Source organism: Dyella ginsengisoli LA-4 (genome assembly GCF_000334915.1).
Classification (GTDB): Bacteria; Pseudomonadota; Gammaproteobacteria; order Xanthomonadales; family Rhodanobacteraceae; genus Dyella_A; species Dyella_A ginsengisoli_A.
This window is the reverse complement of record NZ_AMSF01000025.1, coordinates 168,652-184,158: the sequence shown is the minus strand read 5'-3', so window position 1 is coordinate 184,158 and position 15,507 is coordinate 168,652. Positions and strand designations below refer to the sequence as shown.

Here is a 15,507-nt window from a genome sequence, read left to right as displayed (position 1 = left end):
TTAAACAAACGTAATCGATTACCTTAACGGATCGCGTTGAATCCGTTGTGAACCGGCGGCGTACCCGTCATCCCGAGCAGGCCTCGGCGTTGCGTGCGCACTCGCGCCGATAGAGCCACTGTTCCCAGCCGCGCCCGACGAGGTTGCTGACCGCCGCGATGACCGCCAGCAGGCCGCTGGCCTGCCAGCGATCGGCAAGCAGCAGGGCCACGCACGGCAAGGCGTGGCTGAGCACTGCCGCGATGAACCGCCCTTTCGGCAGGCGGGCCGGTATTCGCGCATCGTCTGCAGCCGCCGCGCGCAGCGTATGCCAGCGCATGCCCTCGATCAGCCCCAGCAGCAAGGCCATGATCATCAGCACCAGCAGCCATGACTGGTGTTCGGGCAATGCCGGACCGACCGGCACATTGCTGTCGGCCGCCACGCACAGCCATAGCCACAAGCCGCCACCGAACAGCGCGGCCATCACCCGGCCCGCCGGCAGGGCTGCGACCGGCGCCGGACCCGGCACGCGGCCCGGCAGGCGATGGGTGCTGTAGAGCAGGTGCCCCAGGCAGGCCATCATCAGCACGGCACCGGCCAGCCGGGTGGCCCAGAAATCGTTGTCGCCGCGGGTCAGGCCCGCCACGGCCAGCATCGGAAGGTAGGTGGCCAATGCGGTCAATGCCTCACGCGTGGGCCGGGCGTTGCGGCCCGGCCTCCAGCCGTACCAGTCCGGTGATCCCGCCCGGCCCAGACCGGCCACCACCAGCCCAGCGCTGACCAGCACCAGGCCGATCAGCAACGGCACCAGCGACTCGCCACGCCCGCTGCGGTAGATGCCGAGGGCAAGCCCGATGCCCTGCAGCGCCCAGATGCCGTAGCCCGTGTCCGCAGCCACCTGCAATGCGACGGCGAGCGCACCCGGCGCGCGAAGGGCGGGAGACGGGCGGGCGGGCGACCCGGTTTCGGGAACGTCGGGAGGTACGGGCATCGTGGGTTTCTCGGGCGGGGAAGCGGAGTGGGAGCGCCGAAGGCACACCGGGGAACTCGGGCTTGCGGCCGTCACGGGGCGTGCCCATGCTACACAACGCCTCCTCTCGACGATATGCCATGGACCGCTACGAGCGCATTCTCACCCTGCACCGACTGCTCAAATCCGCACATTACCCGGTGCCGCTGCCGCGCCTGATGGACGAGCTGGAGTGCTCGCGCGCCACGCTCTATCGGGACATCGCCTTCCTGCGCGACGCACTGGGCGCGCCGATCGAGAGCGGAGGCGGCGAGCAGGCGGCGTTCCGTTACGAGGCGGGCGAGGGCGAGCGGTTCGAATTGCCGGGCCTGTGGCTGACCTCCGACGAACTGGCCGCACTGCTGGCGCTCAACGAGCTGATCGGGCGCAGCGGACCGGGCGTGCTGGCCGGGGCGCTGGCACCGTTCAAGGCGCGCATCGAGGGACTGCTGTCCGACCAGGGCAGCGGCAAGGCGCTGCCGATCGAGCGCATCCGGGTGATCGCCTGGGGCGAGCGCAGGCTCGACCAGCAGGCGTTCCGCATCACCGCCGGCGCCGTGCTCGAACGCCGCCAGCTGCGCTTCCGCTATCGCGCGCGCACCACCAATTCGGACAGCCGCCGCACCGTTTCGCCGCAGCGACTCACGCACTATCGCGACAACTGGTATCTCGACGCCTGGGACCATGACCGCGAGGCGCTGCGCAGCTTTGCGGTGGACCGCATCCTGGAGCCGCACGCGCTGGACGAGGCGGCGATCGACGTCGCCGACAGCGACCTCAACGAGATGCTCTCCTCCAGCTACGGCATCTTCGCCGGCAAGCCCAAGGCCTGGGCGACGATCCGCTTCTCCGCGCATGCGGCGCGCTGGGTCGCCGACGAGCACTGGCATTCGCAGCAGAAGGGCGAATGGCTGCCGGACGGCCGCTACGAGCTGCAGGTGCCCTACTCGAACTCGCGCGAGCTGCTGATGGACGTGCTCAAGTACGGGCCGGATGCGGAGATCGTGGCGCCGCTGCCGCTGCGCGAGGAGATGAAGATCATGCTGCAGCTGGCGCTGACCGGCTACACGCGCTGAACCCACCTGCCGTCATTCCGACCGCTCAGCGGGTGAGCGGCTGGAACGGCCAGAAGTGCGGGATCAGCCACATCGACAGCACACAGAACAGCAGGATCAGCGGAATACCGACCTTCATGAAATCGGTGAAGCGGTAGCCGCCGGCGTAATACACCATGGTGTTGGTCGGGTAGCCCACCGGCGTGGCGAACGAGGTCGCAGCGGCAAACGCCACCGCCACCACGAACGGGCGCGGATCCACGTGTATCGCGTGCGCCACCGAGGCGGCGATGCCGACCATCAGGACCACCGACGGGTTGTGTCCCATCAGCTCGGTGAGCAGCGCCGTGAGCAGGTACACCATGAACAGCGCCGCCAGCGGCCCGTGGCTGCCGACCACCGCCATGCCGGCATGCACCACCGCGGTGGACAGGCCGCTCTTCTCGATCGCCACGCCCAGCGGCAGGATCGCGCCGAGCAGGATCACGATCTTCCAGTCCATGCCCTCGTAGACGTCCTTGCGGCCGAAGCAGCCGGCCAGCGCCATCGCTGTGGCGCCGCAGATCGCGGCGATCGGAATCGGCAGCCAGCGCAGCCCCGAGGCGACGATCACCCCGGCCATGATCGCCACTGCATAGAGCGCCTTGCGCGGCGTGCTGTGCGCATTCTCGCGCTCGCTCAGCACGATCAGCGACTCGTCGTTGCGCAGGTTGGTCATCGCCTCTTCCGGCACCAGCACCAGCAGCACGTCGCCGACCGCCAGCGCCACGTCGCTGAGCTTCTCGCGCAGCACCTGGCCGCGGCGGTGGATCGCCAGCGCCACCGCGTCGTAGCGCCAGCCGATGCCGGTCTCGCCGAACCGGCGACCTTCCAGCGGACTGGCCGGCGCGACCATGATCTCGGCGAGCACGCGCTGGCGATCGTCGGTGTGCGCGTAATGGCCTTCCGGCGCGTTGCGCAGGCCGGCCTGGCGCCGGAAATCCTCGATCTTTTCCCAATCGCCGCGGACCAGCAGCACGTCGCCGCGGGTGATCTTCTGCGAACGCGGCGACCAGGTGCGGCGGTCGCCGCGCAGCAGTTCCAGCGGATAGACGCCGTAGCGCTCGCCCAGCCCGGCATCGGCGATGCTCTTGCCGAGCAGGGAGGAGTTCTCGGTGACCTCCAGCTCGGTGACGTACTTGCCGATCTCCGCCTGCACCGGCATGTCGGTGTGGATGTGGCGAGGCAGCAGCCAGCGGCCGACCAGCATCAGGTAGACGATGCCGACCACCGCCAGGATGGCGCCGAGCTCGGTGAACTCGAACACCCCGAACGGCGGCATGCCGTGCTTCTGCGCCAGCGTGTCGGCCAGCAGGTTGGACGAGGTGCCGATCAGCGTGCATACCCCGCCCATCTGCGCCGCGAACGCCATCGGCATCAGCACCCGGCCGGGCGAGGTACCGGTGCGCTGACACACTTTCAGCGCCAGCGGCAGGAAGGTGGCGACCAGGGCGATGTTCTTGATGAAGGCGCCCAGCGGAGCGATCGCCAGCATCAGCGCCAGGGTGAGCAGCCAGGGCCGGCGGATCTTCATCAGCAGCCGGCTCAGCGGCTCCAGCGCACCGGAGCGCTCGATGCCCATGCTGAGCGCGAACATCGCCGCCACGGTCACCGTGGCCTCGTTGCTGAAACCGCTCAGCGCCTCCGCCGGGCTGACCACGCCCAGGATCACCAGGGCCGCCAGCGCCATCAGCGCCACCAGGTCGATGCGCACCTTCTCGCTGGCGAACAGCCCCATCGCGGCGACGATCACCGCCACCGTGGCCCAGGCCTGCCAGCTCATGCGTCGCCCCCGGAGACAGCGGATCGCCGGGCAGCCGCGCGGAGCGGTCGTCGCAAGAGGTATCGCATCAAGACAGAACTTCCCAGGGAGACAGGCCGGCGCCTGGTGCGAACCGACCGCGGCGGGCCCTCGATCGGCCTTCCGCGCGGTCGCCGCTGCGGCGCCTTTCTGGCATCGTACGGAAACCGGGCGTTTGCACAACGTTATGGAACGCCCTCCCGCTGCGACGCCATGGCCGACAACGATCCTCCCGGGCACGACATCCAGACCACCGCGCGCGCCGGCGGCGCGTCGAGCCGGCCCACGGTGGCGCTCGCGCTCGGCGCCGGCGGGGCCAAGGGACTCGCGCACATCGGCGTGATCGAGGAGATCGAGGCGGCCGGCTACGAGATCTCGGCGATCGCCGGCAGCTCGATGGGCGCGCTGATCGGGGGCATCTACGCGATGGGCAAGCTGGACGTCTACCGCGACTGGGTGTCCACCCTGGCCAAGCTCGACGTGCTGCGCCTGCTGGACTGGACCTTCACCGGCGGCGGCCTGATCAAGGGCGAGAAGATCATCGGCACACTGCGCGAGCTGATCGGTGACGTGCACATCGAGGACCTGCCGCTGGCCTACACGGCGGTAGCTACCGACCTGGAGCGCGAGCGCGAAGTGTGGCTTACCCGCGGCTCGCTGTTCGAGGCGATCCGGGCGTCGATCGCCATTCCCACCATCTTCCGGCCGCATCGCGTGGCCGGCCGGCTGCTGCTCGACGGCGCGCTGCTGAACCCGGTGCCGGTGACCCCGCTGATCCGCGAGCGCGCGGACTATCTGTTCGCGGTCAGCGTGGACGGTCCGGCCGAAGGCGCCCGGCCGGACCCCGCGGTGGCCGTCGACGACGAGAACCACCGCGGCCGGCTCGGTGAGTGGCTCGGCAAGCTGCTGCCGGCCGGCAACGGCACGCCCCGCGAGGCGATGCCCGGGGCACTGGAGCTGCTCAACCAGTCGATGGACCTGATGCAGGCCAATCTGTCGCGGCTGCGGCTGGCGGCCTATGCGCCGGACCTGCTGATCCAGATGCCGCGCGACGTATCCACCGCCTTCGAGTTCTACCGCGCGAAGGAGCTGATCGAGCTCGGACGCGACCGAGCGCGGGAGGCGCTGAACGGCTGGCACGAGCGCGAGGGAGCGGTCCCCGCGGGTATGCCGCGCTAGGTCATCTCAGCGCGGCCCATGGCCGTGCAGCCAGCATTCCAGGTAGTCCTTGAGCACCAGCGCATGGTTGTGCTCCTCGTCACGCGCGGCGTAGAGCAGGGTCAGGGGCCGGTGCGCGGCCTGATCGGCCAGCGGTCGCCAGTACTCGGCCAGATCATCCAGCTCCGCGGCATAACGATGGCGGAAGGCCTCCCAGCGCGAAGGCTCATGACCGAACCAGCGTCGCAACGCCGCCGACGGCGCCACCTCGCGGATCCAGCCATCGAGCCCGGCGGCATCCTTGCGCACGCCACGGGGCCACAGCCGGTCGACCAGCACCCGCCGACCGTCAGCCGGGTCGGGCGGAAGATAGATGCGTTTGACCCGGATGCGCATGCGCCGCCCCGCGTCCCAGGGAAAGCCCGAGCTTACGCCTGAAGCGGACGATGGCGGGCTAAGCCGGCGTGAAGCCGGTTACAGCTCCTCGACCGCGGTGACCTTGCCCCGGCGCATCAGCCAGGCCACGCCGCGCAGGTCGGCCAGGCCCACCCACAGGCGATCGAGCATGCCGTACTTCGACGTGCCCGCGGTGCGCGGTCGGTGGCCGACCGGCACGCTGGTGCTCTGGAAACCGGCGCGCTTGACCAGCGCCGGCAGGTAGCGGTGCATGTGGTCGAAATAGGGCAGCCGCAGGAACACCTCCCGCTCGAACAGCTTCAGGCCGCAGCCGGTGTCCGGCGTGGCGTCCTTGAGCATGCGCGAGCGCACCGCGTTGGCGATCTTCGAGGAGATCCGCTTGTTGAAGCTGTCGCGGCGGGTGGTGCGCCAGCCAGCGAACAGGCGGACCGCCGGCTCGGCGCCGGCGCGCGCGGCGAGCAGCTTGGGAATGTCGGCCGGGTCGTTCTGGCCGTCGCCGTCCAGCGTGGCGATCCACGGCGACTGCGCCGCGCGCACGCCGTTCCACACCGCCGTGCTCTGGCCGGAGCGGGTGACGTGGTGCAGCACACGCAACTCCGGGTGCTGCGCCTTCTGCGCGGCGAGCACCTGGCGGCTGTCGTCGGTGGAATCGTCGTCGACGTAGATCACTTCGTAGTCGACCTGGCCACGCAGGGCGGCAGCGATCTCGGCGAGCAGGGGCGGGATGTTGTCGCGCTCGTTGAAGACGGGGACGACGACGGAAAGCTGGGGCATGGGTCGGGCCTTGGGAAACACGCCGCGGTACGCAGCGGCGCAGAAGTCTAACGCCTGCCGGTTTCAAGTGCCCGGCGCGGCAAGAAGGGGCGGCGTCCGCGGGACGGTCAGCGGATCTTGCCGAGGATGCCTTCGAGCTCGTCGTTGCTGTGGTAGTGGATCACCAGTTTGCCGCGGCCGCCGCGGCTCTGCGCCAGCTCCACGCGGGTGGCGAAGCGCTCGCCCAGCTCGCGCTCCAGCGCGTCGATGTTCGGGTCGCGTGCACCACCGGTCTTGGCCTTGCCCTTCGGCGCACTCTGCGCCTTGCGCGCGGCGTCTTCCAGCTCGCGCACGCTCCAGCCCAGGGTCGAGGCCTGGCGAGCCAGCGGCAGCGCCACCGCCTCGTCGAGGGTCAGCAGGCAACGGGCGTGCCCCATCTCCAGCTTGCCCTCGTCGAGCAGCTTCTTGATGGCTGCCGGCAGGTCGGTCAGGCGCAACAGGTTGGACACCGCGGCGCGCGAGCGGCCGACCGCGTCGGCCGCCTGCTGGTGGGTGAGCTCGAAATCCTCGATCAGCCGCTTGAGCGCGTCGGCTTCCTCCAGCGGGGTGAGGTCCTGGCGCTGGATGTTCTCGATCAGCGCCATCGCCGGCACGGCGACCTCGGGCACATCCTTCACCAGCGCCGGGATCTCGCTCATCTGCGCGCGCTGCGCGGCGCGCCAGCGGCGCTCGCCGGCAATCAGCTCGTAGCTGTTCTTGCCGAGCGCGCGGACCACCACCGGCTGGATCAGGCCCTGCGCCTTGATCGAGGCGGCCAGCTCGTCCAGCGCATCCTCGTTCCAGTGGCGCCGCGGCTGGTACTTGCCGGGCTGGATCTGCTGGATCGGCAGGGTGCGCAGTTCGCCCTCCTGCTCGATCACCGACGGGGTGCCGGCTCCGTCGCCGCCCAGCAGGGCGTCGAGCCCGCGTCCCAGTCCACGCTTCTTCGCGGCCATGCTTACTCCTGGTGAAGATCGATCGTCGCGTCGTGCGCGGCGTCCGGGTCGTCATGCATTTCACCCAGCGCGGCCAAGGCCGCCTGGGCACCGCGCTCGCGGCGGATGATCTCGCCGGCGAGGCCGATATAGGCGATCGCGCCGCGCGAGCTGCGGTCGTACAGGTGGATCGGCTGGCCGTGGCTGGGCGCCTCGGCCAGGCGCACGTTGCGCGGGATGATCGAGCGCAGCACCTTGTCGCCGAAGTGCTGGGTGAGCTGCGCCGAGACCTCGTTGCCGAGGTTGTTGCGCACGTCGTACATGGTGCGCAGCAAGCCCTCGATCTCCAGCCCCGGGTTCAGCCTTGCCCGGACGGCCTTGACCGTGTCGAGCAGGCTGGACAGTCCCTCCAGCGCGAAGTACTCGCACTGCACGGGGATCAGCAGCCCGTCGGCCGCGGTCAGCGCGTTGAGCGTGAGCAGGTGCAGCGACGGCGGGCAGTCGATCAGGATGGTGTCGTACCGGGACGCGATCTTGGCCAGCTGTTCCTTGAGCCGGCTCTCGCGCGCCAGCGCGTCCATCAGCTTGAGCTCGGCGGCGGTGAGGTCGCCGTTGCCCGGCAGCAGGTCGTAGTGCGCCTCGGTGGTGACGATGGCGCGCTCGATCGGCGCCTCGTCCAGCAGCACCTCGCAGCCATTCGGCTTGGCCTGGTTCTTGTCCACGCCCGAGGCCATCGTCGCGTTGCCCTGCGGATCAAGGTCGACCAGCAGCACCTTGCGCTTGGCGGCAGCCAGCGACGCGGCGAGATTGACGGCGGTGGTGGTCTTGCCGACGCCGCCCTTCTGGTTGGCGACAGCGATGATGCGTGCCATGGGTCGTCGTTACCGTGCGCGGACGAAAAGGGCAGGTAGATTAACAGGCTGCCGGGGCCGCAGCGGCTCCGGCATGGCGGATCACCGCGAGGTGGCGTTCGCCCTCCAGCCCGGGCACGGCCAGCGAGTGCATCGAGGCCAGCGCGAAACCCGACGGCAGCGCCTCGAGCTCGTCGTCGGGCCGGCGCCCCTTCATCGCCAGCCAGCATCCACCGGGGGCGAGCAGGTGACCGCCCCAGCCCAGCATGTCGACCAGCGTGGCGAAGGCGCGGGCGGTGATGCAGTCGAACTGGCCCTGCACATCCTCCACCCGCGACTGCACGGCCTGCACGCCTTCCAGCTTCAGGCTGCGGATCGCCTCGCGCAGGAAGCGGACCTTCTTGCCGTTGGAATCGACCAGGGTCATCGCCCGGCCCGGCGCGGCAATCGCCAGCACGATACCGGGTAACCCGGGCCCGGTTCCCAGGTCGGCCAGCGTCGACCCGGTCACGTAGGGCAGGATCGCCAGCGAGTCGAGCAGGTGGCGGGTCACCATCTCGGCCGGATCGCGCACTGCGGTGAGGTTGTAGGCCGCATTCCAGCGCACCAGCAGGTCGAGGTAATCGAGCAGCCGCGGCACGGCGCCGGCCGGGAGCTGCAGACCGAGCGTGGCGATGCCCTGTTCCAGGCGGTGTTGCAAGGCGGCGCGATCGGTCATGGTGGGTCCAGGCAGGCAATTTGGCCGACGAGTATCGGCCGCGCTCCAGGCAAAAGAAAACCCGCCGCAGCGGGTTCGCGAGTACGCAAGTCCCCTTCGCGTCGCCGCTCTGGGGCGGCTCGGCGCGCTTCGGATTCAGGCGATTTCCAGTTCCACCCGCGTGATCATCAGACCACGCTCGCGCAGGGCACCGTTGAGGGCCTGCTTCATGCGGCTGCCGAGGTCGCGACGATCGGCAATGGCAAGCGGCGACTCGCCGAGCGCGGCCAGCGCGCCGCAACGGATCAGCTGGGGTGCCTCGTCGATGGTGGCTTCGGCACGCTCGGGCTCGAGCACCTGCCAGTACACGGTGCCGCGCAACTCGTGGCTGTCGGCCTGCGGTTGCTCGAAGCGCAGCACCTGGCCGCCCAGATCGATGCGGTGGCCGATGCGATCCAGACCCGGCACCACCCAGTGCGTACCCGGCTCGAGCAGGCGCAAAGGCTGGCCCCGGCGGTAAAGGCTGTGGACCTGGCCGATCGGCACCCGACGCATCGCGGCGGCGATCACGCCGACGGCGACTGCGATGATGGCGATGGCCAAGGTCAAGTTCATAAGAGTCAGTGAGTTATGTGGTTTTTTTACTCAAAACTTTCATGACAAGCATACAGGTGCATGTATGCGCTTTGATTAATTTAAATTTAACGACGCTACAAGTCCAGCGCCGGGACTGTGACCGGCAGCACGCTGCGGATGGCAGAGGGGCGCTTGTCCAGATGTATCGGCGGACTGGGCGGGTGCTTGAGTCATCCCGCTCCACCGTCGCCCCCGGATCGGAAGGATTTCTTGCTGCGCCGCGGGATATCGCTTCGCACATGTGACCCCGTTCAAAAACGAATCCCGGCGGGCGTTTCCAGCGACGTGCTCGCCGTTTCGGGGATTTTTCCTCACCGCAGCGCAGCAAATCTTTGTTTTGCAAAAGCTTTACAAGCTTCGATGAAAACGTTTACGTTCCACCCCGGCGCAGGGGACCGGCGCGGCAAAAAGGCGGAATCGTGACGACAGTGACCATCAAAGACGTGGCGCGGGAGGCCGGCGTGTCCGTGGCCTCGGTGTCGCGTGCGCTCAATGGCACCGGCGGCGTCACGGCCGAGACCGAGAAACGGATCCGCGATGTCGCCACGCGACTGCGCTACATCCCCCACGGCGCGGCACGCAGCCTGATCACCCGCCGCACGCACACCATCGGGGCGCTACTGCCGGACATGTACGGCGAGTTCTTCTCCGAGCTGATCCGCGGCATCGACCTGGCTGCGCGCGCCCGCGGCCTGCACCTGCTGGTGTCCAGCGCGCACGACGGCGTGGAAGATGCCGCTGCCGCGTTGCGCACCATGCGCGGACGGGTCGACGGCATGATCATCCTGTCGCCGCGCGCCGACGCTTCGTTCCTGCACACAAACCTGCCCGAGTCGCTGCCCACGGTGCTGCTCAACAGCCCGTTGCGGGGCCCGCGCTACCCGGTGCTGAACATCGACAATCACGGCGGCGCTTACGCCATGGTTCGACACCTGGCGGTCGAATGCGGCTATCGCGACATCGCCCTCGTCGCCGGTCCGCACGACAACTACGACGCACAGCAGCGCGAAGAGGGCTATCGCGCGGCGATGGCGGCATTCGTACCGGACGCCGCGTCGCGGATCGTCCGCGGCGAGTTCACGGAGGAATCGGGGTACCGCGCGGGCTGCGAAATGATGGCCTCGGGGAAGCTCCCGCGAGCGGTGTTCGCCGCCAACGACATGATGGCGATCGGCTGCCTGCTGGCACTGCGCGAGGCGGGCGTGCGCGTGCCCGAAGAAGTCGCCGTGACCGGCTTCGACGACATCCCGATCGCGCGTTACGTCACACCTGCATTGACCACGGTGCAGGTACGCATCGTGGATCTGGGACGGAGTGCCCTCGAGCGACTGGCCGCGCTGCTGGATGCACCCGACCAGGCCACCCCGCCGGAAGCCGACACGCTCGGTTGTCACGTCGTGGTGCGTGACAGCTGCGGCGCCCGTTCGCCCGGCAAGACATCGACCAAGAAAGCCCGCTGAGGGCACAACAGAAAACATCCCTTTGGGAGGGAAGTCATGAAGGCGCCACTGCATCTGAAGAGAAAGCTGCTTGCGAGCGCCATCGCCACCACCGTGGTGGCGATCGGCGCGGCACCCACCACCGCCTGGAGCCAGTCGGCCTATGCGACGCTGCGCGGCAAGGCCTCGCCCGGCGCGACGGTCACCGCGTTCAACCCGGCCACCGGCACCACCCGTCGTACCACCGCCAGTGGGGACGGCAGCTACACGCTGACCGGCCTGCCACCGGGCACCTACCAGGTCGACGCCGGCCCCGGCACGCAGCAGAACATCAAGCTCACCGTGGCCTCCACCGCCACGCTGAACTTCGGCGCAGCCAGCGGTCCGGCTCCCTCGACGGCCAACGCCACCAACCTCGGCGGCGTCACGGTATCGGCCACCACGCTGCAGGAAGTGAAGACCTCCGAGATCGCCACCACGATCTCGCAGCACCAGATCGACACCATCCCGCAGATCTCGCGCAACTTCCTCGAGTTCGCCGACACCGTGCCTGGCATGGTGTTCAGCGTGGACTCCAGCGGCCATACCTCGCTGCGCGGCGGTGCGCAGAACAACAGCTCGGTCAACGTCTATATCGACGGCGTCGGCCAGAAGAGCTACGTGAAGGAGGGCGGCGTCAGCGGCCAGTTCTCCAGCCAGGGCAACCCGTTCCCGCAGCTGGCGATCGGCGAGTACAAGGTCATCACCTCGAACTACAAGGCCGAGTACGACCAGATCTCGTCCGCCGCGGTGACCGCCGAAACCAAGTCGGGCACCAACGAATTCCACGGTGAGGCCTACTACACCTACACCAACGATGGCCTGCGCGCGCGCACGCCTGCCGAGGCAGCGGACGGCACCAAGACCAAGTCGCACGAGAAGCAGTACGGCTTCGCGATCGGCGGTCCGATCATCAAGGACAAGATGCACTTCTTCTTCGCCTACGAGCCGAAACGGTTCGACACGCCGACCACGGTGGTGCCGGGTGTGACCGGGGTGAGCAACCTGCTGCCGGCGAGCGTCGCGGCGCAGGAAGGACCATCGAACCTCCCGTTCAAGGAAGACCTGTACTTCGGCAAGATCGACTGGGAGCCGACCGACCGCGACCGCTTCGAGTTCAGCGGCCAGGTCCGCAAGGAAGACCAGTACGACAACATCGGCGGCGCGACCGCGGCCAGCGCGGGCATCGACACCAAGAACGACGACACCCGCCTCGCGCTGCGCTGGCAGCACAGTGGCGAAAACTACTTCAACGAGGTGCTGCTGACCCACGAGAAGGCTTACAACAACCCGACTTCGCTCGGGAGCGGCAACGGCTCGGTCTACACCTTCGAGCCGCTGCAGGACGCCACCATCCTGATCACCGGCTCGGCCAACGCGCTGGCGACCCAGAAGAAGGGCCAGAAGGGTCCGGCGATCCAGGACGACCTGACCTTCAACGACCTGGAGTGGCACGGCGACCACGTCGTGAAGATGGGCGTGAAGTACAAGGAGGTCACCCTCAACGCGCAGGACGCGGGCCTCTCCAATCCGCAGTTCTTCTACAACGTCACCGGCAGCGGGACCAGCAGCACGCCGTACAAGGCGTTCTTCCCGAATCCGGTGGCCGGCCTCAACCCGGTAGCCAAGTCCAAGGACAAGCAGCTGGGCATGTACATCCAGGACGACTGGGCGGTGAACGAGAAGCTGACCCTGAACCTGGGCGTCCGCTGGGATTACGAGCGCAACCCGTCGTATCTGAACTACGTGACGCCGGCGAACGTGATCGCCGCGCTGAACGGCCCGAATCCGGATCCGGCGGCGCCGGCCGGCCAGACCTACGCGCAGGCGCTGGCGCTGGGCGGCATCAACATCAACGACTACATCAGCAACGGTCACAACCGTAAGGCGCAGAAGAACGAGTTCCAGCCGCGCCTGGGCTTCTCCTACGACATCAACGGCGACGAGGAGCACGTGATCTTCGGTGGTGCCGGCCGCGCCTACGACCGCGACCTGTACGACTACCTGCAGCTGGAGCTGACCAAGTCGGCGCTGCCGGAGTCCACCGTCTACTTCACCGATCCGGCGACCGGCCTGTGCAAGAACGGCGGCACGCCCTGCTTCGCCTGGGACCCGGCCTACCTCGGCGGCGTCGGCACGCTGCAGTCGCTGGTGTCGACCACCAACGCCGGCAACGAAGTGGACATGATCAACAACAAGCTGAAGGCGCCGTATTCGGACCAGTTCAGCATCGGCATGCGCAACAAGCTCGGCGACTGGAATACCAGCGCCACCATCGCGCGCATCCTGAGCCACGACGGTTTCGCGTTCACCCTGGGCAACCGTTATCCGGACGGCGCTTTCTTCCAGAGCAACAGCCAGCCCTGGGGCAACGGCGTGCCGGGCTTCGGTGCGCTCATCGTCGGCAACAACGGCATCGAGACCCGCACCACCCAGCTGCTGCTGTCGGTGGACAAGCCGTACGACAAGGAGTCGGGCTGGGGTGCCACCTTCGCCTACACCTATACCAAGGCGACCCAGAACCGCGACATCAACGAGCACTACTCGTTCGACGAGGCGACGATCGGGCAGTACCCGTTCATCACGTCCAACGCGGCTTCGAAGCACCGCTTCGTCGCCACCGGCGTGATCGACGTGCCGTGGGGCATCACGTTGTCGGCCAAGTTGACCCTGGCCACGCCGATCCCGGGCAACACCATCGGCTGCTACAACTTCACCTTCCCAACCGGCAGCAGCTGCACGCCGCAGGCGGGCATCCCGGGCGGCAACGGACGGTTCCTGATCGGCGGCAAGGTGTTCGGCTATCGTGACGTGGACTTCCAGGCCACCAAGGACTTCGACCTGGGCCACGGCATCTCGATCTACGGCCGCTTCGACCTGCTGAACGCGTTCAACTTCCGGAACTTCTCGGACCAGCTGTACTACTTCGGCGCAACACCCAGCGACCTGGTCGTGAGGTACAACACCACCGGCAACATCACGTTCGTCCCGCGGACGTTCAAGCTGTCGGTCGGCATGCGGTTCTGATCCATCCGCGACGCCGGGCCGGACGGTCCGGCGTCGCACGATTTCCCCGGACGCGGCGCAAGCCGCGTCGTTTTTTCGAGACTTGGCATGAACGAGCAGGCCATCCGCAACATCGTGATCGTCGGCGGCGGCACCGCCGGCTGGATGGCCGCCGCGGCCTTTGCCCGGGTGCTTGGCCCTGCCTGCACGATCCGGCTGGTGGAGTCGGAGGAAATCGGCACCGTCGGCGTGGGCGAGGCCACCGTTCCCCACCTGAAGCTGTTCAACAACCTGCTGGAGATCGACGAGACCGAGTTCGTCCGGCAGACCCAGGGCACCTTCAAGCTGGGTATCCAGTTCAACGACTGGGGGCAGGTCGGCGACTCCTACATCCACGGCTTCGGCGAGCTGGGCCACGATCTCGGCCTGGTGCCGTTCCACCAGTGCTGGGTCCGCGCGCGGCAACTCGGCTTCGGCGGCGACCTGGGCGACTACTCGATCAACACGCTGGCAGCGCCTCGCGGCCGCTTCATGGCATCTGCCAGCGACGTGCCGCGCAACTCGCCATTGGCGAACATCGCCTACGCCTACCATTTCGATTCCGGTCTGTACGCGCGCTTCCTGCGCCGATACGCCGAGGCGCGTGGCGTGCGGCGGACGGAAGGCAAGGTCGCACAGACCCGCTTGCGACCGGACAACGGGTTCGTCGAGGCGGTGGTGATGGAGAGCGGCGAGGCGATCGCCGGTGACCTGTTCGTCGACTGCTCCGGCTTTCGCGGCCTGCTGATCGAGCAGGCCCTGCACGCCGGTTATGAGGACTGGACGCACTGGCTGCCCTGCGACCGCGCGCTGGCGGTGGGCTGCGAGAAGGTCGGTCCGCCCACGCCGTATACCCGCTCCACCGCACGCCCGGCCGGCTGGCAGTGGCGGATTCCGCTGCAGCATCGCACCGGCAACGGTTACGTGTACTCCAGCGCCCACGTCAGCGACGATGAAGCCGCCGCCACGCTGCTGGCGAACCTCGACGGCAAGGCGTTGGGCGATCCCCGGCCGCTGCGCTTCACCACCGGCATGCGGCGAAAGTTCTGGAATCGCAACGTGGTCGCGCTTGGCCTGTCCAGCGGCTTCATGGAACCACTGGAGTCCACCAGCATCTATCTGATCCAGTCGGGTATCGCCAAGCTGCTGAACCTTTTCCCGCGACAGGGCATCAGCCCGGTGCTGGTCGACCGCTACAACGAGCAGTCGCGCTTCGAGTTCGAGCGCATCCGCGACTTCCTGATCCTGCACTACCACGCGACCCGGCGCGACGACACGCCGTTCTGGAACCAGTGCCGGACGATGGACATCCCGTCGTCGCTGAAGGACAACATCGCCCTGTTCCGCGACAGCGGGCGATTCTTCCGCAATGCGGAGGAGATGTTCGCCCAGGTGAGCTGGGTGCAGGTGATGATCGGGCAGGGCATCGTTCCGCAGGGATGCCACCCTTTGGCCGACCAGATACCGCCTCAGGAGCTGCGCGCCTTCATGCAGCACGTACAACGCGTTATCGCCGACTGCGTCCAGGCCATGCCCGCGCATGAGGCCTTCATCGCGAGATACTGCGCCGCTCCGGTACCTGGTGCACCGATGCCCGCCTAGGGCGTTCCGA

13 protein-coding genes are annotated in these 15,507 nt (G+C 68.0%); 5 read left to right on the top strand and 8 right to left on the bottom strand.

Annotated features, from left to right (window positions below):
- Positions 1-67 precede the first annotated feature (67 nt).
- On the bottom strand, positions 68-973 hold the full coding sequence (locus tag C693_RS0107890; RefSeq protein WP_157798572.1) for a hypothetical protein: 906 nt from the start codon (positions 971-973) through the stop codon (positions 68-70).
- Positions 974-1,092: 119 nt separating this feature from the next.
- Here C693_RS0107890 and C693_RS0107885 point away from each other — a divergent pair, with 119 nt between their 5' ends.
- Complete coding sequence (locus C693_RS0107885) at positions 1,093-2,067, top strand: helix-turn-helix transcriptional regulator (RefSeq protein WP_017461721.1); 975 nt, start codon at positions 1,093-1,095, stop codon at positions 2,065-2,067.
- Positions 2,068-2,092: 25 nt separating this feature from the next.
- Here C693_RS0107885 and C693_RS0107880 read toward each other — a convergent pair whose 3' ends face one another.
- Positions 2,093-3,868 carry an SLC13 family permease gene (locus C693_RS0107880; protein ID WP_017461720.1) on the bottom strand — a complete coding sequence of 592 codons (1,776 nt, stop codon included), beginning with the start codon at positions 3,866-3,868 and terminating at the stop codon, positions 2,093-2,095.
- Between the two features lie 231 nt (positions 3,869-4,099).
- On the opposite strand from C693_RS0107880, the gene C693_RS0107875 reads away from it, so the two are divergent.
- Positions 4,100-5,065 (top strand): patatin-like phospholipase family protein, encoded by a 966-nt coding sequence (locus tag C693_RS0107875; protein ID WP_017461719.1) that lies wholly within the window; start codon positions 4,100-4,102, stop codon positions 5,063-5,065.
- Positions 5,066-5,071: 6 nt separating this feature from the next.
- Here C693_RS0107875 and C693_RS0107870 read toward each other — a convergent pair whose 3' ends face one another.
- The 6 genes from C693_RS0107870 to C693_RS0107845 all read right to left on the bottom strand — a co-directional run bounded on the left by C693_RS0107870 (position 5,072) and on the right by C693_RS0107845 (position 9,351).
- Positions 5,072-5,440 carry a DUF488 domain-containing protein gene (locus C693_RS0107870; RefSeq protein ID WP_017461718.1) on the bottom strand — a complete coding sequence of 123 codons (369 nt, stop codon included), beginning with the start codon at positions 5,438-5,440 and terminating at the stop codon, positions 5,072-5,074.
- A 78-nt stretch (positions 5,441-5,518) separates the two neighbouring features.
- Positions 5,519-6,235 carry a glycosyltransferase family 2 protein gene (locus C693_RS0107865; RefSeq protein WP_017461717.1) on the bottom strand — a complete coding sequence of 239 codons (717 nt, stop codon included), beginning with the start codon at positions 6,233-6,235 and terminating at the stop codon, positions 5,519-5,521.
- A 107-nt stretch (positions 6,236-6,342) separates the two neighbouring features.
- Positions 6,343-7,209, bottom strand: coding sequence for a ParB/RepB/Spo0J family partition protein (locus C693_RS0107860; RefSeq protein WP_017461716.1), 867 nt, complete (start codon positions 7,207-7,209; stop codon positions 6,343-6,345).
- A 2-nt stretch (positions 7,210-7,211) separates the two neighbouring features.
- The gene (locus C693_RS0107855; protein WP_017461715.1) at positions 7,212-8,060 is read right to left on the bottom strand and encodes a ParA family protein; all 849 of its coding nucleotides are present in this window, start codon (positions 8,058-8,060) and stop codon (positions 7,212-7,214) included.
- A 40-nt stretch (positions 8,061-8,100) separates the two neighbouring features.
- Positions 8,101-8,757: a 16S rRNA (guanine(527)-N(7))-methyltransferase RsmG gene (rsmG, locus tag C693_RS0107850; protein ID WP_017461714.1), complete on the bottom strand. Its 657-nt coding sequence runs from the start codon at positions 8,755-8,757 to the stop codon at positions 8,101-8,103.
- A 135-nt stretch (positions 8,758-8,892) separates the two neighbouring features.
- Positions 8,893-9,351 (bottom strand): SPFH domain-containing protein, encoded by a 459-nt coding sequence (locus tag C693_RS0107845; protein ID WP_017461713.1) that lies wholly within the window; start codon positions 9,349-9,351, stop codon positions 8,893-8,895.
- A 440-nt stretch (positions 9,352-9,791) separates the two neighbouring features.
- On the opposite strand from C693_RS0107845, the gene C693_RS0107840 reads away from it, so the two are divergent.
- The 3 genes from C693_RS0107840 to C693_RS0107830 all read left to right on the top strand — a co-directional run bounded on the left by C693_RS0107840 (position 9,792) and on the right by C693_RS0107830 (position 15,497).
- Positions 9,792-10,832 carry a LacI family DNA-binding transcriptional regulator gene (locus C693_RS0107840; protein ID WP_043598536.1) on the top strand — a complete coding sequence of 347 codons (1,041 nt, stop codon included), beginning with the start codon at positions 9,792-9,794 and terminating at the stop codon, positions 10,830-10,832.
- Positions 10,833-10,868: 36 nt separating this feature from the next.
- Positions 10,869-13,877: a TonB-dependent receptor gene (locus C693_RS0107835; protein WP_017461711.1), complete on the top strand. Its 3,009-nt coding sequence runs from the start codon at positions 10,869-10,871 to the stop codon at positions 13,875-13,877.
- 87 nt (positions 13,878-13,964) lie between these two features.
- Positions 13,965-15,497 (top strand): tryptophan halogenase family protein, encoded by a 1,533-nt coding sequence (locus C693_RS0107830; RefSeq protein WP_017461710.1) that lies wholly within the window; start codon positions 13,965-13,967, stop codon positions 15,495-15,497.
- The last annotated feature ends 10 nt before the right edge of the window (positions 15,498-15,507 follow it).

Bases quoted from the DNA above. Each gene is read 5' to 3' on its own strand.
- C693_RS0107890 (WP_157798572.1), bottom strand. From the start codon at position 973: ATGCCCGTACCTCCCGACGTTCCCGAAACCGGGTCGCCCGCCCGCCCG.
- C693_RS0107885 (WP_017461721.1), top strand. From the start codon at position 1,093: ATGGACCGCTACGAGCGCATTCTCACCCTGCACCGACTGCTCAAATCC.
- C693_RS0107880 (WP_017461720.1), bottom strand. From the start codon at position 3,868: ATGAGCTGGCAGGCCTGGGCCACGGTGGCGGTGATCGTCGCCGCGATG.
- C693_RS0107875 (WP_017461719.1), top strand. From the start codon at position 4,100: ATGGCCGACAACGATCCTCCCGGGCACGACATCCAGACCACCGCGCGC.
- C693_RS0107870 (WP_017461718.1), bottom strand. From the start codon at position 5,440: ATGCGCATCCGGGTCAAACGCATCTATCTTCCGCCCGACCCGGCTGAC.
- C693_RS0107865 (WP_017461717.1), bottom strand. From the start codon at position 6,235: ATGCCCCAGCTTTCCGTCGTCGTCCCCGTCTTCAACGAGCGCGACAAC.
- C693_RS0107860 (WP_017461716.1), bottom strand. From the start codon at position 7,209: ATGGCCGCGAAGAAGCGTGGACTGGGACGCGGGCTCGACGCCCTGCTG.
- C693_RS0107855 (WP_017461715.1), bottom strand. From the start codon at position 8,060: ATGGCACGCATCATCGCTGTCGCCAACCAGAAGGGCGGCGTCGGCAAG.
- rsmG (WP_017461714.1), bottom strand. From the start codon at position 8,757: ATGACCGATCGCGCCGCCTTGCAACACCGCCTGGAACAGGGCATCGCC.
- C693_RS0107845 (WP_017461713.1), bottom strand. From the start codon at position 9,351: ATGAACTTGACCTTGGCCATCGCCATCATCGCAGTCGCCGTCGGCGTG.
- C693_RS0107835 (WP_017461711.1), top strand. From the start codon at position 10,869: ATGAAGGCGCCACTGCATCTGAAGAGAAAGCTGCTTGCGAGCGCCATC.
- C693_RS0107830 (WP_017461710.1), top strand. From the start codon at position 13,965: ATGAACGAGCAGGCCATCCGCAACATCGTGATCGTCGGCGGCGGCACC.